A 22,674-nucleotide genomic window follows, 5' to 3' on the forward strand; every position below is an offset into this window, starting at 1 on the left:
GGGGAACATGAACGCGAAACTAGGTAAGTACAGTACGGTAACCCGGCTTCTGTTTAGTACTTTGTCGGTTCAGATTCTGACCTTTCATGAAAAACGTATGTATAGCCCTAACGGCTCTTCTGCTATGGCTCCAGTTTACCTCTTCGGCGGCTCAGTCGTCGATTCCCAAAAATACCCAGATAGCAACCGGCAATAACGCTAAACCCTGGACATACTGGTGGTGGATGGGCAATGCCGTTAACGAAGCCGACATTACCTACCAACTCGAACAGTTTGCCAAAGCCGGACTCGGTGGCGTTCATATCATCCCGATTTATGGGGTAAAAGGCGCCGAAAAGCAATTCATCCCCTTCCTGAGCGACCGCTGGCTGGCAGTGTTTGCCCATACGGTTCGCGAGGGAAAACGGCTGGGTGTAGGTGTCGATCTGACAACCGGAACAGGCTGGCCATTTGGGGGGCCGGGCATATCGAACAGCCTGGCCGCCAAAGAATGGAAGCTGGACAATGGGAAACTGATTGCCGTACCGACCAAACAGCAGGTAAAACGTCCGGCTCCCGGTGGTCAGGGGCTGGTTATCGACTATTTCAATCCGGCAGCGGTTCAGTACTATCTCAAACGGTTCGACTCAACGCTTACCCACCTGCCCGAACGTCCGCGAGCGGTATATAATGATTCTTACGAAGTGTTCGGAGCCAACTGGTCTGACGTTTTCCTGACCGAATTCAAAGCCCGTCGCGGGTATGATCTGCACACGCAACTAGCGGCTTTTCTGGATACTACCCAGTCCGAAACCAGCATTCTCGTTCATCAGGACTACCACCAGACGTTGTCCGAGCTATTGCACGATGGCTTTGCCAAACCCTGGGGCAGTTGGGCAACCAAAGCGGGCTATCTATCCCGTAATCAGGCACATGGCTCACCCGGCAATCTGATCGACCTATACGCCAGAGCCGATATTCCTGAAACTGAGTCCTTCGGTTCGAGTCGATTTCCGATTCCGGGTTTGCGCGTCGATGCCAATTATGAAGTTGATCGGTTCGGAACCCCCAACCCGCTGGCGATGAAATTCGCTTCGTCGGCGGCTCATCTGCTGGGCAAACCACTTGTTAGCTCTGAAACGACTACCTGGCTCGCCAACCATTTTCAGGTGTCGCTGTCGCAGATCAAACCGCAGGTAGATGAATTGCTGGCGGCTGGTATCAACCATATTTTTTATCACGGTACGCCTTACTCGCCCCCGTCGGAAGGCTGGCCCCGCGTGGATTCGCCCGGCTGGCTGTTTTACGCGTCGACGAACTACGGGCCAAGCTCCCATTTCTGGCCCCATTTACCTTTACTCAATCGCTACATCGAACGTTGCCAGACCCGTTTGCAGGCCAGCAAACCCGACAATGACCTGCTGGTCTATTTCCCCATTCATGATTTGTGGAGCACACGGGCAAAGTCGGCAGGCGGTATCCATCAACTGGAGGTGCATCATGTGGAGCGGTGGCTGCTTCCCCAACCGTTTGGTCAATTATGCGAACAGTTGAGCCAGCGCGGGTATTCGTTCGATTATGTATCCGACGAGTTATTAAAAACTCTGACGGTCGACAAGAAAGGCATTCATGCACCCGGTGGAGCAACCTATCAGGCCATCCTGATTCCCCGCACAACCTACCTACCCGAAACCTCGCTCCGACTGCTCGACCAACTGACAAAGCAGGGTGCACGGATTATGTTTGACAGCCAGTTACCGCAGCAAGCTCCGGGTTTTCATAACCACCAAAGTCGTTCGGCAGCTATTCAACAAATCGGTCAGACACTTCGCCAGCAAAAGACGGTAGCGGTTAGCCCGGACATCTTCAATACACTAGCCAAAGCGGGTGTTCGGGTAGAACCCTGGGCGGCCGAAGGTTTATCCTTTATCCGCAAACACCGGGGCGATACCACGCAGTATTTTATCACGAACCTTGGCAACCAGTTCCGCCAGAACTGGGTAACGTTTTCAGCACAGGGGCACATAAGTCGCTACGATCCGCTGACGAACCAAACCCAGCCGTTGCCAGCCCGAAAAGCATCAAATGGCCAGACCGAGGTATTTCTGGCACTGGAACCGGGGCAATCCTGCTTTATCAATGTGGTTCCAGGCCATCCCGTTCTGATGAGTTCAGCCGGTCAAAACCAATTGGTAAACCACGCATCGACAAAGTCCATTCCGCTCTCCAATCCCTGGCAGGTACAGTTTCTGAAAGGCCGACCGAGCCTAACCAACCAGGTCACCTTACCCACCCTTACTTCCTGGACAACGCTTTCCGACTCGGCTGGTTATTTCTGGGGCACAGCCCGATACACCACCACCTTCGATCTGCCTGCCAACCCCAACCCATCGGGCTACCAGCTTGATCTGGGTGATGTGCGGGAAGTGGCCGAGGTGCGGCTCAACGGACAAGCCATTGGCACCGCCTGGTGCATTCCTTTTCGACTCACAATACCCGCATCACTCCTGAAACCCACCGGCAACAAACTGGAAATCGACGTAACGAACTTATCGGCCAACTACATGCGGCTTTACGACCGACAAAACCCAGGCTGGAAGAAGTTTTATGACATCAACATCGTAGACATTCGTTACCGCCCCTTCGACGCTACGAAATGGGATGCTCAACCATCTGGTCTGCTGGGACCAATAATGCTGACACCGATTAGTTCGTTATAAATTGGTAGTCGGTTTACCGTAAACACCAATATCATTATGATGACTCGACGAAATTTTCTAACCGGATTAACCCTACTCCCATTCACCAATGCCTTGGCGGATGGCTTGACTGTATGGCCTTTCGATGATAATCGCGCCGAATTCAGTAAACACCTTAAGCCCGTTGGTCGGGCGTTGGAATCGCCCGATTGGTATGTATCGGCCAATAGTCCTATCTATGGCCCCAACGGTAGCGTACACCTATTTTATTCGCGCTGGCCTGCCGACCGGAAAGCAGATGGTTGGCTCAACGGCGCTGAAATAGCCCATGCTGTTGCCAAATCGCCCGAATCCGCGTTTGAATACGTCGAAACAGTGCTGGCTCCTCGTCCGGGCCAATGGGATGCAACGACCTGCCATACGCCACATATTCAGTATATCGATGGCAGGTATTGTCTGTTCTATACGGGCAATTCCAACGGACAGCCAGACACCCAGCGTATTGGACTGGCTACTGCCAAGTCCCTAAAAGGGCCCTGGAAACGTTCCGATACGCCTTTGCTGGAACCTGGGACTGCGGGAGCCTGGGATGACCATTGCACCACGAATCCAGCGTTTATTCAACATCCCAACGGACAGTACTGGCTCTATTACCAGTCAGGAAAAACGAGCAACTCGGCCGGTCAAGGGTATCAAAAATATGGGCTGGCTACTGCCAATTTACTCCAGGGACCGTATCGACGCTACAGTAAAAAACCCATCATCGACTTTTCGTCCAAAGGTAAACATGCCCAGATCGATGATGCCTTTGTCTGGTTACAGCGGGGCCGGTTCAATATGCTTCTCGGCGACATGGGTGTTCAAAGTAACAACGCAGGCCTATACCTAGATTCGCACGATGGCGTTCATTGGGAAGACCCCAGCGTTGCGTTTGGCCCCCTCAACGACTACGTAAAAGAGTCCCCTACCCTTGACCAAGGGAACGCATACGGTCGACTGGAGCATCCTCAATTGCTTTTGCAACACGGTCGACCACGCTACCTGTTTACAGCAGCTCAGGGCGGTAAATACATGACCTCATCGCCTTTTATCTTCAAAATCGTTTAACGAATGATTAAAGAGTGAAAGAGCGAAAGAGTGAATGACCGGGCTGGCGCACCAGTGAAAGAGCGAAGGACTAAAAGTATACCTTCGCTCTTTCACTCTTTCACTCTTTCGCTCTTTCACTCTTTCGCTCTTTCACGGCCTATGAAACGTATTTACCTACCTCTCACATTAGCGTCGATTACACTATTCGGAGCGGCTGCCTTAACGTCCTCCGTTGATCCACCGGGTTCGGGTGATGACTGGGCGGAGTACCTGGGTGGTCCCGACCGTAGCCACTATTCAACCCTCAGCCAGATTGATACCAGTAATGTGGGCCAACTGAAGATGGCCTGGCAATACCATACGCTGGATTCGGGGCAGGTCCAGTGCAATCCAATTGTCAAGAATGGGGTGTTGTATGGCATGACGGCAACGACCCAGCCGTTTGCGCTCAATGCCGCCACAGGCGAAAAACTCTGGACCTGGCAGGACACGACAGGACTTAAAGGCTCTGTCCGTTCGCAGAGTACCAGTCGGGGTGTTGTCTACTGGGAAAACGGCTCCGATCGACGGATTCTGTTTACACGGGGGCCCTGGCTCTACGCTATTGAGGCCACCACAGGCAAACCTGTTCCCTCCTTTGGTGAGCAGGGCCGGACAAGTTTGAAAGCGGGACTGGGCCCAACGGCCAAAGATAAGTTCGTGATCTCCAATACCCCCGGCACCGTTTACGGCGACCTGATCATCATGCCGATGCGTCTGTCGGAAGCAGCCGATGCCGCCCTTGGAAACATCCAGGCGTTCAATATTCGGACGGGAGAATTAGCCTGGGTATTTCATACGATTCCGCATCCGGGTGAATTTGGCTACGATACGTGGCCGAAAGACACGTACAAGAATACAGATGTAGGAGCTGCCAACAACTGGTCGGGCATGGCGATTGACCGGCAACGGGGCATTGTTTATGTGCCAACCGGCTCGGCGGCTTTCGATTTTTACGGCGGCAATCGGCTCGGACAGAATCTGTTCGCAAACTGTCTGCTGGCACTTGATGCCAAAACCGGGAAACGACGCTGGCATTTCCAGTTTGTGCACCACGATATCCTTGACCGCGACGCGTCTGCTCCACCAAACTTACTGACAGTCACCCAAAACGGAAAGAAAATCGATGCGGTTGCGCAGGCAACCAAGCAGGGGTATGTCTTTTTATTTGATCGGGTAACAGGCAAACCGCTGTTTCCCATCAAAGAAGTACCAGTCCCTGCTTCAGATGTTGACGGAGAAAAAGCCTGGCCAACTCAACCCATCCCGACAAAACCAGCCCCCTATGCCCGTCAATCCTTCCCTGAAACAGACGTTAACCCACTGGCTGCCAATCGGCAGGAGTTGATCGAAAGCCTTCGCCGAAGCCGAAACGAAGGCCCCTTTACCCCGTTGAGCAAACGAGGAACGATCATCTACCCCGGTCTCGATGGCGGAGCGGAATACGGAGGAGCAGCCGTTGACCCTAACGGCATTATGTACATCAACAGTAACGAAATGGCCTGGTTGATTTCTCTCGATAAGAAACTGTCGAACGATCAGCTTGCCCAACTCAGTCCGGGTCATCGGGTGTACACCACGACCTGCGCGTCCTGTCACGGTGCTGAGCGCAAAGGCAATCCAGCCAGTGGCTATCCATCATTGGTCGATATCGGTAAACGGCGAAACCGGGCTTATGTCGATAATGTCATCTCGACGGGTAAGGGCATGATGCCCGCCTTTACGGGTCTGTCGACAATGCAGAAGCAGGAATTACTGGCTTTTTTGTTTGGTGAAGAAAAGCAGGAAGTCGGCATGAATGCCTCATCCGAAGCCCGAAAAGGAACCCCAACCCAACCCAAAGCCTCTTACCAGATTTCGGGCTACAGCAAATTTCTCGACAAGAACGGGTACCCAGCCATGAAACAACCCTGGGGAACGCTGAACGCCATTAATCTGAACACTGGCGAATACGTGTGGACAACCGTACTGGGCAACTATCCCGAATTGAACAGCCAGTCCCCAACGGGTTCGGAGAGTTACGGTGGGCCGGTCATTACAGCCGGTGGGTTGGTGATCATTGCCGGCACGAAAGATGCCATGCTACGGGTTTTCGCTCGTAAAACGGGCAAGCTCCTTTGGGAAACAAAGCTTCCGGCGGCCTCATTTGCAACCCCCTGTACCTACTCGGTCAATGGAAAACAGTATATTGCCCTGGCTTGCGGAGGCACCAAACTTGGCGCCCCCAAAGGCGATAGCTACGTAGCCTTTGCTTTACCCTAAACCGAAACGCTTCACTAATTATGAGCCAATCGATTGGCATTGACCTGGGTGGTACACGCATTAAAGGCGTGTTGATGGATAGGCATACGGGTGAGGTATTGGAGCGACGCATTGTACCGACTAATGACAGTGAAACGGGTAGCTGGAAAGCCGTTGTTCATCAAATTGTCCACGAACTAAAAGCGACCACGACCGAGCCGATTCAGGGGGTTGGGCTAGCCGCACCCGGCTTACCTACGGTCGATAATTCGGCTATTGCGTGTATGCCCGGTCGATTACCGGGGCTGGAAGGCTTCAACTGGGGAAGCTTCCTCAACGAACAGGTCCATGTACTCAACGATGCGCATGCTGCTATGATGGCCGAAGCTCGTTTTGGAGCCGCCCGGAACATCGCCAATGCCGCGCTCATTACCCTCGGAACGGGTGTTGGGGGAGGCCTGTTAGTGGGTGGGCAACTCTATCAGGGGTTTTATCAGATGGCCGGGCACATCGGCCACATAACGGTAGATGCCGATAGCGACCACCTCAGCATCACCAACTTACCCGGCAGTCTGGAAGAAGCCATTGGCAACACGACCGTTAGCCGTCGTTCGTATGGCCGTTATCAGACTACGCACGAACTAGTAGCAGGTTATGCCGCTAGTGAGCCTCTGGCAGCCCTTGTCTGGCTCACCTCCGTCCGTCGGCTGGCGGTAGCCATTGCCTCTATAGCCAACCTGTTTTCGCCCGAAGTGGTCATTTTAGGCGGAGGCATTACCCAGGCCAACGACGCTTTATTTACACCTTTACAAGCCTTCATGGATCTGTTCGAATGGCGCCCTGCTGGAAAGAAAACTACCCTATGCAAAGCGCATTTCGAAGATTGGGCCGGGGCCATCGGCGCTGCAGCTCGCTTTACTGATTAAATTTACGGTTTACAATCATGTCTCTAACGTCTCAATATATTCAGAAAGCCCAAGCCATTCTGGACGTTGCCGAACAGCAGACCGAAGCCATTCAACAGGCGGCCCAATGGTTTAGTCAAACGATTCTGGCAGGTCGGATGGTGCACCTGTTTGGCAGTGGTCATAGCCGTATTATGGTCGAAGAAATGTGGCCCCGCTATGGGTCGTTTTCGGGTTTCAACCCCATTGTTGAGCTGTCACTCTCGTTTCACAACCTGGTTGTTGGCGCCAATGGGCAACGGCAGGCCATGTTTCTCGAAAATGTACCCGGCCTGGCCGACCGGATTCTTCGCAACTACGATCTCTCCGAACAGGATTCGGCGCTGGTCATTTCGTCAAGTGGTTGTAATGTGGTGCCTATCGAGATGGCCGAACTCTTTCAGAAACGTGGTATCAAAGTCGTGGCCCTGCTAACACGGCAACATGCCGAAAAAAGCACCAGCAAACGACAGGATGGCAAAAAACTAAGCGATTTTGCCGATTTGGTACTCGACACGGGCGCCCCGGTAGGCGATGCAATGGTCGACGTTCCTGGTCTCGATACGCCCGTTTCGCCCGGTTCTACAGTCGGTGGTGCCGTGATTGTCAACTGCATTAAAGCTGAAGTGGCTGGATTATTAACGCAGGCAGGCTATCCACCAACTGTATTATCAGCGGCTAATGTTGTCGGGCCAGAACGAGCCGTTACGCTATTCGAAAGCGCCTACGACGAGCACGCCCACCGACTGGCTACCTTATACGCGCAAGTAGGTTTCCCCTCCTACGTAAGCGAACGAGCTGACTTGTAAGTACGCTTTATGTATGTGTATGTCGCAGCGCCCTGTAGTCTCCCGTGTTGTCAGATGCTTACATCTGACAATACGGAGTAATATAAGCCATAGAATAGAACCAAAGGAAGAATATATTTCAATTAATGAATTATTAGAAATATTATTTGTCGCTGATAGCTTTCCCTAAAATACTATAAGTTAAATTGAACTCGATTTTGCTATATAGCTTACCACCTCTGCATTACTTGCATTACCTCCTGCCTGGCAACTTCTAAACTGCGTCTATATAACCCAATCAATCCGTCAACAAATGCGTTCTTCTCTTTACTTAGTACTTGTGCTGCTAACTGCTGGTTTACGTACAGCCTTAGCCCAAACCCTACCTTCGCCAAAAGAACATTTTGGCTTTAACATCGGCGACGATTACCAACTGGCGACTTACACCCAAACCGAAGCCTACGTAAAAAAACTGGCGGCAGGTTCCGACCGGACAAAACTGGTTGACATTGGCATGACTGAAGAAGGTCGTCATCAGTTCATGCTCATCGTATCGTCGCCCGAAAACCTCAAAAAGCTAGATCGCTACAAAGAGATCTCGACAAAAATGGCCCGCGCCGAAGGCCTTTCGGAGGAACAGGCTCGTGCCTTATCCAACGAGGGCAAAGCGGTGGTGTGGATCGATGGGGGCCTGCACGCTACAGAAGTTGTGGGCACGCATCAATTGATCGAAACCATCTGGCAACTGGTAAGCCGCAAAGACCCCGAAACCATGCGGATTCTGGACAATTGCGTCATCCTGCTCACTCACGCCAATCCCGACGGACAGGAACTCGTCACCAACTGGTACATGCGTGATCCCAAGCCCGAAAAACGGTCGCTGGAAAACCTGCCCCGGTTGTATGAAAAATACGCGGGCCACGACAACAACCGGGATTTCTTCATGCTCAACCTGAAAGAAACCCAGAATATTGGCCGTCAGCTATTCATCGAGTGGCTCCCACAAATCATGTACAACCACCACCAGCGCGGGCCAGCCGGTTCAGTGCTGGCAGGGCCGCCGTACCGTGATCCGTTCAACTACGTGTTCGATCCGCTGATGGTTACGGGGATCGATGCACTGGGGGCGGCTATGATCAACCGGATGAATACCGAAAACAAGCCGGGATATACGCGTCTGGGTGGGTCGGTTTTCTCGACCTGGTACAATGGTGGGCTACGGACAACGACTCACTTCCACAACATGATTGGGCTGCTAACCGAAATCATCGGGGGCCCAACCCCTGAAGATGTTCCCCTCGTACCGAGCCGATTAATTCCGAATGGGAATACACCACTGCCCGTTCGGCCGCAGAAATGGCATTTCAAACAGTCGATTGATTACTCGGTATCGCTGAACTACGCCGTGCTGGATTATGCGAGCCGTCACCGCGACGAATTGCTGTTCAACATCTACCGGATGGGTAAGAACTCTATCGAGCGCGGTAGTCAGGACACCTGGAGCCTGTCGCCCAAGAAGATCGACGCCATCAATACCGCGTTTCAGGCTGATCCTAAAAAGCCAGCCACTGCATCGGCCAATCAATATGGCCTGATGCCACGCGGAGGGGGTATGCCGATCAAGTATTATGATACCATCATGACTAATCAGACGCTTCGCGACCCGCGTGGCTTCATCATTCCGGCCAACCAGCCTGATTTCTCAACAGCCGTTAAGTTCGTTAATGCGCTGATTCGGACGGGGATTCAAATTCAACAGGCTACCGCCGATTTTACCGTAGCCGGCAAGAAGTATCCAGCCGGTTCGTATGTTGTGAAGGCTGATCAGTCATTCCGTCCGCACTTGCTGGATATGTTCGAGCCCCAGGATCACCCCAACGATTTCCAGTATCCCGGTGGCCCTCCAATTCGACCCTATGATGCCGCTGGCTGGACACCCGCTTACCTGATGAACGTTAAATTCGACCGGATTCTGGATAGCTTCGATGGTCCCTTCAAAAAACTACCTTATGGTGAACTCCAGTCGCCTGAAGGCCACGTTGCCGGAAGTGCCAGTGCGGGGTATCTGCTGAGCGCTAAAACGAACAACTCGTTCATCGCCGTCAACGACCTGCTGGCTTCGGGTATCGATGTCTATCGTTTGCCCAATGGAACAGGTGGCAAACCTACCGTAGAAGCCGGGACGTTCTTTGTTCCTGCATCGGCAAAGGCGAAATCGATTATCGATAAATCAGCTAAAGAATTGAACCTCAATGTAACGGGCGTATCCAAAAAGCCCACTGCTTCGATGATCAAAGTATCGCCCATGCGGATTGCGCTGTGGGATACCTACGGTGGCTCGATGCCGTCGGGCTGGATTCGCTGGATGATGGAACAATATCATTTTCCGATGAAAGTGGTCTACCCACAAGACATTGACGCGGGTGATCTGCGGAAGAAATTCGACGTGATTGTGTTCGTAACGCGGGCTATTCCGGCGCTTCGTGGTGGCGAAAATGACCCATTCAGTGGCTTCGAACGTGAACCGAAAGAAGAGAACACGCCAGCTGAATATCGTCCGTGGTTAGGAAAGATTACCCCTACCAAATCCATTCCTCAGCTCAAGGCTTTCCTGGAAGCCGGAGGAAACATCGTGACCATTGGCTCCAGCACGAACCTGGCCTACCACCTCGGCCTACCCGTTAAAAACGCCCTCATGGAAATGACCTCCTCCGGTCAGGAGCGCCCCCTACCCGGTGAGAAATACTACATCCCCGGTAGTGTGCTGCAAGTGACCGTTGACTCTACCCAGCAGGCAACCTATGGTCTGTCGACGCTGACGGATGTATACTTCGATGCCAGTCCGGTCTTCAAACTGGCTCCCGAAGCCATTGCCAAAGGAACGGTTACACCACTGGCCTGGTTTGCCACCAACAAGCCATTACGTAGTGGCTGGGCGTGGGGTCAGGCCTATTTGCAGGATGGCGTAGCGGCTTTCATGGCTCCGGTGGGTGCTGGTAAACTGTATGCCTTCGGTCCCGAAATTACCTTCCGGGCTCAGTCGCATGGCACCTTCAAACTGCTGTTCAACCAGTTGTATAGTTCCGGCAAAAGCGGCTCACAGGCCAGTGATGTTATCAGCGAACATTAAGAGAATCAACTGATCCCGTCAGGCAATCCCGTTCATATTTTGCTAATAGAACGCAGATGGTTAAACCATCTGCGTTCTATTTACTATCTTATCTATGAATCAATTGATTAAAGTAGCCTTCGTTTGTACGCTGTTACTAAGCAGCACTAGCCATTATCTTTTTGCCCAGGAAGAAGCGGATGATGAAGAGTCGAAGAAGGTAGTACCCATCGATGCGAAGTACACGACCGAAATCAGTACCCTCGCTAAAAAACCGGCCGTTCAGTCGGCGTTTAAACTCTTTACCGACTGGGAACCTCAAACCAAAAAAACGCTGATTACGCTGACCGAAATCCCCTCGCCCCCATTCAAGGAAACCGAGCGGGCCAAAGCCTTTGCCGCTCTGATGAAGGAAGCCGGAGCCGATTCGGTCTGGATTGATGAAGTAGGCAATGTGCTGGCTACCCGCAAAGGTCGCTCAGGCAGGAAAACCGTCGTCGTAGAAGCGCACCTCGATACGGTGTTCCCGGCCGGAACCGATGTGAAGGTGAAGCAGAAAGGCGATACGCTGTATGCACCCGGCATTGGTGACGATACCCGTGGACTTACTGCCGTGATGACCATCCTGAAAGCCCTTAAACAAACGAACATTCAGACCGATGCAACTATCCTGTTTGTCGGGGCTGTTGGGGAAGAAGGGTTAGGCGATCTGCGCGGAGTAAAGCACCTACTTCGGCCCGGTGGCCCTAAAATTGACTCCTATATTGCTGTGGATGGAGATGGCTATACGAACATCACCCACCGGGGACTGGGCTCGCATCGCTACCGAATTACGTTCAAAGGACCAGGCGGGCATTCGTATGGCGCGTTTGGCATCGTTAATCCGCATGGTGCATTGGGCAAAGCCATTTATCACTTTACCACCGAAGCCGATAAATTTACCAAAGAGGGCGTGAAAACAACCTATAGCGTGAGTGTTATTGGTGGAGGCACTTCCGTGAACGCTATTCCGTATGAATCGTGGATGGAAGTGGATATGCGATCTGAAAGCCCGGAGAAACTGAAAGGTATCGACGCACTCCTTCAGGTTGCCGTTCAGCAAGCCCTCAAAGAAGAAAACGCCATGAAACGCCGGGGGCCTGACCTAACGGTCGATGTTAAACTCGTAGGCGACCGTCCTTCGGGCCGTACCGAGCCAACCACTCCAATCGTACAGCGAGCCATGGCGGCCTCCAAGTTTCTCAAAGGCGAACCTAAGTTAAACGCCAGTTCGACCAATGCCAACGGTCCGTTTTCCAAAGGAATTCCAGCCATTACTATCGGCAGTGGTGGAACAGGAGCAAATGCTCATTCACTCAAAGAGTGGTGGCTGAATGACAAAGGCGTTCTGGGTCTGGAGCGAATTTTACTGGTACTGCTGGCCGAAGCAGGGTATTGAATTTTTCTGATTCAGGCTGGCACACGCCTGAATCAGAAAACCTATTTCCGCAACGACGATCCTCGCACCATAAGCTGAGTTTCCATGACTTTCGTTTCTTTCGGCACGTTCTCATCAACAGCATCGAGTTCGCGGAGCAGCAACCGTACGGCTTCCGTCCCCATTTCCTGAATGGGCTGGTTTATGCTGGTCAGCGTAGGCGAAAAAAGGGCTGATACGGGTTCGTTATTGAAGCTCACAATCGCCACATCGTCGGGAATCCGAATGCCTTTCTGATTCATGGCATACATGGCCGAAAACGCCATCCGGTCGCTAATGATCACCACACCGTCGGGAGGCTGAGGCAGACTCATCATCGCCAGCGTTTGCATAATGGCGCTTTCGGTCGTGTAATCACAGTGAAACACGTATTTATCGCCAGCCCACAAGTCATGCTTTTCCAGTGCAGCCTTATACCCCGCAATCCGCTGGTTACTCAGAACCAGTTGCGTAGGCCCCGCCAGAAAGCCAATCCGTCGGCAACCATTCTCGATCAGGTGTTCGGTTGCCTTAAACGCAGCGGCATGGTTATCGACAATCACTTTCGAGACATTGATGCTTTCGGCATAGCGATCAAACAACACCAGTGGAATGTTCTTCCGAACGAGCCGCTCCACATGTTCGTAGTTGTCTGTATCGCGCGATAAGGAAATAATAAACCCCTCCACCTGACTTCGCATTAGGTTCTGAATGTTGGTAATTTCGCGTAGATACGATTCGTTGGTCTGACACACCAGCACACTATAGCCCGCCTGCAAGGCAGCTTCTTCGATGCTGTTGAGCATGGCCGAGAAATAGTAATAGCTCAAATTCGGGACAATAACCCCGATGGTTTTGGTCCGGCTTTTGGCCAGATTTTTAGCTAACTGGTTCGGCTGATAATCCAGCTCTTCGGCCAGTTTCAACACCGCATTTCGCGTATCGGGATGAATTTCGGGCATACCGCGTAGCGCCCGTGAAACGGTCGAGATCGAGATATTCAGCGAACGGGCAATATCCTTTATCGTAACAGGGGTGTTTTTCATGATGACAGAACGCGATTATCAAGTATAACTTTTAGAAGAAAGTCTCCTCAAGATACCTTAAACTAACTAAAATATCAGCAAAACCAGGCAATAAGTTAGTTTAAAAAAATTTAAACATTTTAAGTCTAGGTTTCTTTTATGCAAACGTTTGCGGTAGCGTTTGCGGAATCGATTGCATAAAAACAAGTCCAATTAAAGGGAAATTCGCCTTGACAAGTTGTACTAAGAGGGTATATTAGTATATAATACCCAGAAGAATAGCCTTAAGCATAACTTTTCGGGCATAGCGCAATTCCATAGCCTTTTAGCCTAGAATTGTACTTTATCGCGATAAGCCACAAAGCAGCTTTAATAAATAGCGACTCTTCTGCCAAAAGCTGTTTCACACAGTATAGCTCGTTTACCCTTTTCCAGACATACGATTATGGCTAGGTTGGCCTTTGTTCCTACTGATGAAGTTCTTCTTGCTCAACTCTGGCTCCGGTTCAAAGCGGGTGATGGGCAGGCGTTCAATCAATTAATCAAGAAGCGTTACCGGGTGCTGTTTACCTATGCTACCCGCTTTACCCAGAATCACGAGTTAATCAAAGACTGTATTCAGGAATTGTTTCTGGAGCTTTGGTATCGGCGGGCCAATGTGGTCGAAACCGACTATGTGACCATCTACCTCATCAAAGCCTTACGCAACAACCTGTTTCGACTACTCAAAAAAGAAACGGGTCGGGAAACGCTGCTGGAAGACTGGGAGGCAACGGGTGCCTTGCTAACCGACGGCCGTACGTATGAAAGCGACTGGATACTTGACGAATTCAGTACGGAAAAAGAAAATCGCCTGCGGCAACTCATCGACAAGCTTCCAGCCCGGCAGCAGGAAGTTATCTTTCTCAAATTTTACAAGGGTCTATCGAACGAAACCATTGCCCAGATGATGGATGTAGAGCGCCAAACCGTCGCCAATTTCCTGTATCGGGCTTTGGGAACCATGAAATCAACCCTACGCACGCAGGCGTTTGCCTAAATGATTGAATTGTCGTTTTTTGCGCCAGCCTTTATTCAATCATTCAACAATTCTTTCATTCAATCATCAACTACTCTCCACGTCGGATTTGTGTAAAACAATCTCTTATTTGTGTATTTATCGTCGCTGGTTTAAATCCTATTTTTGCTCCCGATTAGTCAATACGTATTTCGTACCTGACCGATAGCTTTTTACGACTATATTGTTGATTAGCTGTTCGTCAACCACTTATCCGGGAGTTTATGCGACGAATACCGCCGATACCGTTTACTTACCCCTATCTAGTACTGCTGGCAAGCCTGCTTGGCTGTTGTGCTGTCGGTTTCCTGCAAAGCTGTAGCCATGTCGACAAACCTGTAGCCATTCTCCAATTGGCTGATAAGCTACCCGAAACCGTCGATTATAACCTGCACGTTAAGCCGATTCTGTCTGACAAATGCTTCTTTTGCCATGGCCCCGACAAGAATAGTCAGAAAGCTGGGCTGGAACTAGCCACCCGCGAAGGGGCATTGGCGGCTTTGAAAAAAACGAACGGTAAACATGCCATCGTTCCGGGCAATCTGGCGAACAGTGAAGTCTATCACCGGATCATCACGACCGACGAACACGAGATGATGCCGCCCAAAGCCTCGAACCGGGTTCTGTCGGATTACGAAAAAGCAATTCTCGTTAAGTGGATCGAACAGGGGGCCGAATACAAACCCCACTGGGCGCTGATCAAACCCAAACAGTCGGAGTTGCCGACCGTTTCCAATACCCGCTGGCCTAAAAACCCGATTGACTATTTCATCTTGCACAAACTGGACGAAAAGGGACTGAAACCTTCGCCCGAAGCCGACAAGGAAACGCTGCTCCGCCGGGTAACCCTCGACTTAACCGGATTACCTCCTACGCTCAATGAAATCGACGCGTTTCTGGCCGATCATTCGCCTAATGCCTATGAGAAAGTAGTCGATCGGTTACTACAATCGCCCCACTATGGCGAGAAAATGGCCGTCGACTGGCTCGATCTGGCTCGCTATGCCGATACGCACGGCTACACCGTTGATCGTTACCGACCCATGTGGCCCTGGCGCGACTGGGTGATTCAGGCATTCAACCGTAATCAGCCATTCAGCCAGTTTCTGACCTGGCAACTGGCTGGCGACTTGCTTCCCCATCGCAACAACGACCCGACCTCCCACGAACAACGGCTGGCTACGGCCTTCAACCGCAATCATTCGCAGAACATGGAGGGGGGGATTATCAACGAAGAATTCCGGGTCGAATACGTTGCCGACCGAACCAACACACTCGGCACGGCCATGCTGGGCCTTACCGTCGAATGCGCCCGCTGCCATGACCATAAGTTCGACCCCATTTCGCAGAAAGATTATTATAGTCTGTTCGCCTTTTTTAACAACGTCGATGAGATCGGGCAAATCTCCTGGGACGATGCCATGCCCGTGCCAACCATGCTCCTCTCCGACAAAAAACAGGATAGTTTGCTGGCCTTCATCGATACTCGCATCAAAACGGGCGAACAGTCGTTAAACAAAATTATATCGACCGAAAAACGGAGCCTTGCAAAGTGGAAAGCTGCTAATCATAATACCGTGACATTCGACCCAAAGAAAGGTTTACAGGCCCGGTTTACATTCGACAAGCTGGTTAATGGCCAGTTTGTCAGCGAGGTATCGCCTGTCGATAAAGGCACCGTCGTCGATCCGGTACTGGCAGCCGGAAAGTTCGGGCAGGCATTCCAATCCAATGGCGATGACATTTTGAATTTAGGTAAAGTAGGCATCTTTAACCGTGCACAACCTTTCTCCATTGGCGTCTGGGTCAACATTCCGAACGGATTGAATAAAGGGGTCATTCTGCACAAAGGTCAGGGCGATATTCTCTACAATTTCCGAGGGTATTTCCTGAATATACGCGATGGGAAAGCCGAACTTCGGATGGCGCACACCTGGCCGTATAACAGCATCAATCGGGTAAGCCAGCAACCCCTCCCCAAACAAAAATGGGTTCATCTCACCATGACCTACGATGGATCGAGTAAAGCCAATGGGTTGAAGCTGTATCTGGATGGCCGGGAAATGCCCATGACCACCGAACGGGACAACCTGTATAAAGACATTACGTTTGCCCGATCGCTGAGCAAGGATCAACCCGGTTTGCAGGTAGGAGCCGACATGCGAGGTACGGGCATCAAAAACGGGCTGGTCGATGAATTAGTCGTCTACAACCGTGAGCTGACGGCCCCGGAAGTTACCCTACTGGCTCAATCGTCGGGTAGTAGCTCACCCATCTCTACCACCGTATCGGAACCTAACGCGTTGCTAACCTATTACCTGACAAACGTATCGGTTCCATATCAGCAACAGCGGGAAGCCCTCCAGCAGCTACGCACCGAGCGTAATCGGCAGGTCGAAGCTGTTCCTGAGCTGATGGTGATGGAAGAAATGAAAACGCCCCGCCCGACATACCTCCTCAAACGCGGGGTATACGACGCCCACGGCGAACGCGTTCGACCCGATGTGCCAGCCAGTATCTTACCGTTTCCAGCCAATTTCCCGCGCAATCGACTCGGTCTGGCCCAATGGCTGCTGCACCCCGACAATCCGCTGACGGCCCGTGTAGTGGTCAACCGCTATTGGCAAACCTATTTTGGTACAGGTCTACAAAAATCATCCAACAATTTTGGCAATCAGGGTGGGCTTCCCTCCCACCCTGAACTCCTCGACTGGCTGGCGATTAACTTCCGGGAATCCAACTGGAACATGAAAGCCATGCAAAAGCTGATTGTCATGTCAGCTACCTATCGACAATCATCACGCGCAACGAAGGAAAGCCTCCGGCAAGACCCGGAAAACGTCTGGCTGTCGCGTGGCCCAATGTCGCGTTTAACGGCTGAGATGGTTCGCGACAACGCGCTGGCCGCCAGTGGGTTGCTATCCGCTAAAATTGGTGGCCCCAGCGTAAAACCTTACCAGCCCGAAGGGCTATGGGCCGTCAACAACACCACCTATGAGCAGGACAAGGGCGAAAGTTTGTATCGACGAAGTTTGTATACGTTCTGGCGCCGGACGAACCCGCCCCCGTCGATGAATACCTTCGATGCGCCCTCCCGTAGCTATTGTGTCGTCCAGCGACAGAAAACCAGTACACCCCTGCAAGCACTGGTTTTACTCAATGATCCGCAGTTTGTCGAAGCCGCTAAAGTCGTTGCCGAACGTTCATTTACACGTTCCACAACTCGCTCAGAACGACTTACAAACCTGTTCCGTCTGTTAACAAGCCGTAAACCGATTCCGAACGAAATGGCTATTCTGAACCGATTGTATGAGCAGGAATACCAGAAATTCAAAAAAAATCCGGCCAAAATGAACGGCTGGTTGCAGGCAGGCGAATACAAGCTGACAGAAAATACGGATAAACCTGCGCTGGCTGCGGGGGCCGTCGTTGCCAGCACGGTTATGAACTCAGAGGCATTTATTACCAAACATTAACTAGGTTGTCATTGAATGACAACTTAATGACGATGAACGATAAACGCATACAAAGTCTGGCCGATACGTTTACCCGGCGGTCATTTTTGACAAAGGCGGGTATTGGCCTGGGGTCGCTGGCATTAGGGTCTTTGCTGCCCGGAAATCTGTTTTCGACTCCGTCGCCAACGTCGTCCGTTCCGCTTGTTCCGCACCGGTCTCCCAAAGCCAAACGGATTGTGTACCTGTGTCAAAGCGGTGGTCCGTCCCAGCTCGAACTGTTCGACTACAAGCCGTATCTGGAAAAGATGCACGGCAAAGACCTGCCCGAATCGGTCCGCAAAGGGCAGCGCCTGACGAGTATGAGTGCTCAGCAATCCTCGTTACCGCTGGTTCGCTCCCCCTATGCCTTTGCCCAGCACGGCCAGAGTGGTGCCTGGGTGAGTGAGTTAATGCCTCACACCAGCCGGGTGACCGACGATCTGTGTTTTATCAAGTCGATGTTTACCGAACAGATCAATCATGACCCGGCACTGACATTCTTCCAGACTGGTAACCAACTGGCCGGTCGGCCCAGCATTGGCTCCTGGATTAGTTATGGCCTGGGGTCCGCCAACGAGAACTTACCCGCCTTCATCGTACTGGTTTCGAAAAATGCCCCGCAGGATCAGCCCCTCTATGCCCGGCTTTGGGGCAATGGCTTTCTACCGTCCAAACATCAGGGGGTGCAATTTCGATCCGGTGCCGATCCGGTATTGTATCTGAACAATCCATCGGGATACACTACGGCCGACCGACGCTATATGCTCGATGCACTCAAAGACCTCAACCAGGTACAGGAAGAACTCTACGGCGACCCGGAAGTAGCCAACCACATTGCTCAGTACGAAATGGCCTTTCGGATGCAAACGTCCGTACCAGAAGTCAACGACTTATCCGACGAACCCGATTGGGTATTTGACCTATATGGTCCTGAAGCCCGTAATCCAGGAACGTTTGCCGCGAATTGCCTCATGGCCCGTCGATTGCTGGAGCGGGATGTCAAGTTTGTGCAACTCTATCACCAGGGTTGGGACCAACATGGCGACTTACCCAAGGGAATCCGTCGTCAGTGTCAGGCAACCGACCAGCCTTCGGCCGCGTTGGTTCAGGATTTGAAACAACGGGGATTGCTCGATGATACCATCGTTGTGTGGGGTGGTGAATTTGGACGTACCAACTATTCACAGGGGAAACTGACAAAGGACAATTACGGTCGCGATCACCATCCGCGCTGTTTCACCGTCTGGATGGCAGGTGGCGGTGTAAAACCGGGAATTACCTATGGCGAAACGGATGAATTCGGGTACAACATTGCCCATAACCCCGTGCATGTACATGATTTCCAGGCAACGCTGCTCCACCTGATGGGCATCGACCACGAAAAACTAACCTACGAATTCCAGGGCCGTCGCTTCCGTCTGACCGATGTTGAAGGCAAAATTGTGAAAGGAATTTTAGCGTAATCAACCATCACCCTTACCCTTATTTTGACCAATGAATCAGCCTCAAACCCGCCGAACGTTTCTTAAACAGTCAACAGCAGCCGTTGCTAGCTCGATGGTAATCAATCTTATTGGTTACGCCCGAAATCCAGACAGTGATGTGATTGGTCATGGTGCGTATCGTTACCGCGTCAATAAGGAATGGGGCATACTCGACCCAGCCAAAACGCCTGTGTTTAACTGCCATGAAATGGTCAAAGACTCGAAAGGGCGGCTGATTATGATCAACGATGAGGTCAAAAACAACATTCTGGTCTACGATAAATCGGGAAAATTGCTCGATTCGTGGGGTACTCGCTACCCCGGTGGACATGGCCTCACGCTAGCCAGCGAAGGGGGCGAAGACGTCCTGTTCATTACGGACTGTGGCTATTTCTTTGGGCGCGACAACAAATGGCACGCACAATCGGGTGGCATTTTCAAGACAACCCTTGATGGCAGCCTGCTCTTCAGCATTGGTCACCCGTCGACCATTGGCATCTACAAACCCGATCAGAAATTCATGCCGACCGAAGTTGCCGTTGCGCCCAACGGTGATTTCTACGTGGCCGATGGCTATGGTTCCGACTACATCATTCAATACAATCATCAGGGCCAATACATCCGCCATTTTGGAGGCCATAACAACGCCAATCCCGATCATAACCTCAACAACGCCCACGGAGTAGCGGTTGATCTACGACAACCCAATAACCCCAAACTCATCTGTACCTCGCGGGAAGACAACGCCTTCAAATTCTTCACCCTCGACGGAAAATACCTCGAAACCGTTCAACTTCCCGGAGCGTATGTTTGTCGGCCTGTAATTAATGGAGAGAACATTTACGCGGGTGTATGCTGGTCGAAATCACGGGAAACAGGCAAGCGATTCGACAATTCAGGCTTTGTGACCATTCTGGACAAGAACAATCGAGTGGTGTCAAATCCGGGCGGAACACAACCTGAATACAAAAACGGAGCGCTCCAGCAACTCTATCAGGACGGCAACACGTTCTACCACGGCCACGACGTGTGCGTTGATGAAGACCATAATCTATACGTCTGCCAGTGGAACGCCAAACGAACCTATCCCATCAAGCTGGAGCGCGTGTAATTTTTTTCGACAGGATTAACAAGATTAAACAGGTTTGGGTTTTAACCTATTGAAATCCTGTCGAAAAAAATTAGTCCAGTGCCTATTGAGCCTCAATTTGAGCAAAAACAGGAAGAGTCTTGAGGTAAGTCATTTCTGGAGCAGGCCGGTTGGTTGACCTTTGAGTCAATTAAACCATTGCACTATGAAACACAGAGAGCCTGTTTCGAACATTATGACCCGCACGGTATTCACCGTCAACCTCAACGATGACCTCCACCAGGTTATTGACCTCATCAATCACCACAAAATCAGACATGTGCCTGTTATCGACGCCAATGAAATCGTTGGCATGATCAGCAAAACGGACGTCAACCGATTGACGTTCAGTTCGCTGTTCGAAGGCCAGGAAGATGCCGACGAAGCCGTTTTACAGATACTCACGATTGACCAGGTAATGACCCATAAGCCCCGGACGATTCCCGTCGGTATGACTATTCGGGAAGTAGCCGAAGTGTTTGCCGAAGAAGAATTCCATGCCCTGCCCGTTGTCGACGACGAGAATAAACTGGTTGGTATTGTGACAACTACCGATTTGATTCAGTACCTGCTCGATCAGTACTAGTCCAATTCCTGCTTAACGAGTAGTGATGTCAGTGATACATAACCGGCATCACTACCAGCGTTGTTGTCTGGAACTATACCCTATTCGTCCTATCAGGATTTGCGTAATAGACAGTTAAACAGCCTGATTGACCATGATGCATGGTGAATTTGTAGCCTGCATACTCCTGATTTTACGAGCATTACCAGAAAAGACCATAGCGGATGGTGACCAGAGAAGGCGTAGATAAAGTATAAGATCCTCTGTGATGGATCAAGGGCGAAATGGGTATTGTTGCATCTATATCCAGATACTTATTCACTCCTAATTGGAGTTGGCTACCAACCTGAAAATACCCATATTGTAAAAAATAGAAGGACTCATTTACTTCTCCTTCATTCACAATATGATCCAGCATTTGACCTCTTGAGTATTTCATCAAGTCATATCGTATTCGATATCCCTGGTTGTATTGTGCATTTGCAAACAGAACATTGTGTGTTTGGAAAGCCACGTAATGGCTAAAGAAGCTATGCCGGTCGGCTCGTTGACGCATGTGCCTTCCTACTGAAAAATAATATCGCACACCAAGAGGCATTTCAACGGTGTATAGCTGGATTCCCTTCTGAAAGCTATAATTCGTCTCCAACCTCCCAACCAAAGCGAATCCACTCTTCATTTTCTGTTCCATACCTACCTGCAAACCCGCCGTTAGCCAGGTGGGAGCAAAGGAACTTTGTCGAAATAAAGGCAATGTCAATCCTGCCTTGATAAGCCGGGTTCGGTTTGGCACGGGTGATGCAAGGGTGTCTGTTGGCTCCTTGCCTGAATCGAAAACTCGGTTAGGCTCTGACAAACTAGTCTGTGCGCCTGCGCTGGAACAAAAGAGCCATAGAACGGTAAATAGATGTTTCACACAGATCACACATTTAATTGAATCGATAGACTAACCCCACCTGCAAATTACGGTTATAGAAGTCATGACGGTAGCCAGCCGTACTGGCTTGGCCAAACGTTAAAAAATCATATTGGGTAAACGAGCGGAAATAACTAAGCTCAACTCCCAGGTTCCGAAAAGAATACAAGAGCCGAACGGTCGCACCCACTTCAACGGGGTAACTATTTCGACCAATTTCATCATGCTTCGCCAGCATTATATTCAATTCAGGACCAGCATACACGGTTAACTGCCTCATAAGCTGTAGACCGAACTGGGGTGTAAATCCGGCATAGTAATACTTGGCCTGGATACCCACATTCCCGCTTGTATTCAAAACCCGCACCCCCTTCATCTGAACGTTTGCATCCAGCCTATACACTAGATCAGACTGCAGGTTTTTCTGAAAAAATCCTCCTATATAGAATCCGGCAAATGGCCGCATACCAGCCAATGGCCCAATATTATAAGCTCGAACAGCCGTATGCGAATAATTAACTCCCACCCGTAAGCCGACAAAACGTCTTGTGTCCGGCTGGTATTTGTAGAAATCAGTACCGCTCTGGGCAAATCCATCCCAGGACAGTACGATAAGTATGACACTCAGATAACCTTTCATCAACGTAGGCAGGAAAG

The 22,674-nt window shown here is 51.0% G+C and carries 15 protein-coding genes; 12 read left to right on the plus strand and 3 right to left on the minus strand.

The window, feature by feature from the left end; genetic code table 11:
• The first annotated feature begins 86 nt into the window (after positions 1-86).
• The 7 genes from B5M13_RS21820 (at position 87) to B5M13_RS21850 (ending at position 12,326) form a co-directional block, all read left to right on the plus strand.
• Positions 87-2,699 carry a glycosyl hydrolase gene (locus B5M13_RS21820; RefSeq protein WP_080057684.1) on the plus strand — a complete coding sequence of 871 codons (2,613 nt, stop codon included), beginning with the start codon at positions 87-89 and terminating at the stop codon, positions 2,697-2,699.
• Between the two features lie 36 nt (positions 2,700-2,735).
• On the plus strand, positions 2,736-3,785 hold the full coding sequence (locus B5M13_RS21825) for a glycoside hydrolase family protein (protein ID WP_080057685.1): 1,050 nt from the start codon (positions 2,736-2,738) through the stop codon (positions 3,783-3,785).
• 141 nt (positions 3,786-3,926) lie between these two features.
• Complete coding sequence (locus B5M13_RS21830) at positions 3,927-6,068, plus strand: outer membrane protein assembly factor BamB family protein (RefSeq protein ID WP_080057686.1); 2,142 nt, start codon at positions 3,927-3,929, stop codon at positions 6,066-6,068.
• A 20-nt stretch (positions 6,069-6,088) separates the two neighbouring features.
• A complete protein-coding gene (locus tag B5M13_RS21835; RefSeq protein WP_080057687.1) occupies positions 6,089-6,973 on the plus strand; it encodes an ROK family protein in 885 nt (294 codons plus the stop codon).
• Between the two features lie 17 nt (positions 6,974-6,990).
• Positions 6,991-7,800 carry a sugar isomerase domain-containing protein gene (locus B5M13_RS21840; RefSeq protein ID WP_080057688.1) on the plus strand — a complete coding sequence of 270 codons (810 nt, stop codon included), beginning with the start codon at positions 6,991-6,993 and terminating at the stop codon, positions 7,798-7,800.
• Positions 7,801-8,092: 292 nt separating this feature from the next.
• Positions 8,093-10,909: a M14 family metallopeptidase gene (locus B5M13_RS21845; protein WP_080057689.1), complete on the plus strand. Its 2,817-nt coding sequence runs from the start codon at positions 8,093-8,095 to the stop codon at positions 10,907-10,909.
• Positions 10,910-11,003: 94 nt separating this feature from the next.
• Complete coding sequence (locus tag B5M13_RS21850) at positions 11,004-12,326, plus strand: M20/M25/M40 family metallo-hydrolase (RefSeq protein WP_080057690.1); 1,323 nt, start codon at positions 11,004-11,006, stop codon at positions 12,324-12,326.
• A gap of 41 nt (positions 12,327-12,367) precedes the next feature.
• Here the strand turns inward: B5M13_RS21850 and B5M13_RS21855 are convergent, their stop codons facing one another.
• Positions 12,368-13,390 carry a LacI family DNA-binding transcriptional regulator gene (locus B5M13_RS21855; RefSeq protein ID WP_080057691.1) on the minus strand — a complete coding sequence of 341 codons (1,023 nt, stop codon included), beginning with the start codon at positions 13,388-13,390 and terminating at the stop codon, positions 12,368-12,370.
• A 424-nt stretch (positions 13,391-13,814) separates the two neighbouring features.
• Here B5M13_RS21855 and B5M13_RS21860 point away from each other — a divergent pair, with 424 nt between their 5' ends.
• The 5 genes from B5M13_RS21860 (at position 13,815) to B5M13_RS21880 (ending at position 21,122) form a co-directional block, all read left to right on the plus strand.
• Positions 13,815-14,408 carry an RNA polymerase sigma factor gene (locus B5M13_RS21860; RefSeq protein ID WP_080057692.1) on the plus strand — a complete coding sequence of 198 codons (594 nt, stop codon included), beginning with the start codon at positions 13,815-13,817 and terminating at the stop codon, positions 14,406-14,408.
• A gap of 242 nt (positions 14,409-14,650) precedes the next feature.
• A complete protein-coding gene (locus B5M13_RS21865; RefSeq protein WP_080057693.1) occupies positions 14,651-17,902 on the plus strand; it encodes a DUF1553 domain-containing protein in 3,252 nt (1,083 codons plus the stop codon).
• A gap of 32 nt (positions 17,903-17,934) precedes the next feature.
• Positions 17,935-19,386, plus strand: coding sequence for a DUF1501 domain-containing protein (locus B5M13_RS21870; protein ID WP_080060031.1), 1,452 nt, complete (start codon positions 17,935-17,937; stop codon positions 19,384-19,386).
• Between the two features lie 31 nt (positions 19,387-19,417).
• Complete coding sequence (locus B5M13_RS21875; RefSeq protein WP_080057694.1) at positions 19,418-20,518, plus strand: NHL repeat-containing protein; 1,101 nt, start codon at positions 19,418-19,420, stop codon at positions 20,516-20,518.
• 184 nt (positions 20,519-20,702) lie between these two features.
• Complete coding sequence (locus B5M13_RS21880) at positions 20,703-21,122, plus strand: CBS domain-containing protein (protein WP_080057695.1); 420 nt, start codon at positions 20,703-20,705, stop codon at positions 21,120-21,122.
• A 181-nt stretch (positions 21,123-21,303) separates the two neighbouring features.
• On the opposite strand, the gene B5M13_RS21885 is transcribed toward B5M13_RS21880, so the two are convergent.
• Both B5M13_RS21885 and B5M13_RS21890 read right to left on the minus strand, forming a co-directional pair.
• Entirely contained in the window at positions 21,304-22,017 is a 714-nt protein-coding gene (locus B5M13_RS21885) for a hypothetical protein (protein ID WP_155297313.1), read from the minus strand.
• A 13-nt stretch (positions 22,018-22,030) separates the two neighbouring features.
• Positions 22,031-22,657: an outer membrane beta-barrel protein gene (locus B5M13_RS21890; protein ID WP_080057697.1), complete on the minus strand. Its 627-nt coding sequence runs from the start codon at positions 22,655-22,657 to the stop codon at positions 22,031-22,033.
• Between the last annotated feature and the right edge of the window lie 17 nt (positions 22,658-22,674).

It is taken from the genome of Spirosoma aerolatum (genome assembly GCF_002056795.1).
Taxonomy (GTDB): Bacteria; Bacteroidota; Bacteroidia; order Cytophagales; family Spirosomataceae; genus Spirosoma; species Spirosoma aerolatum.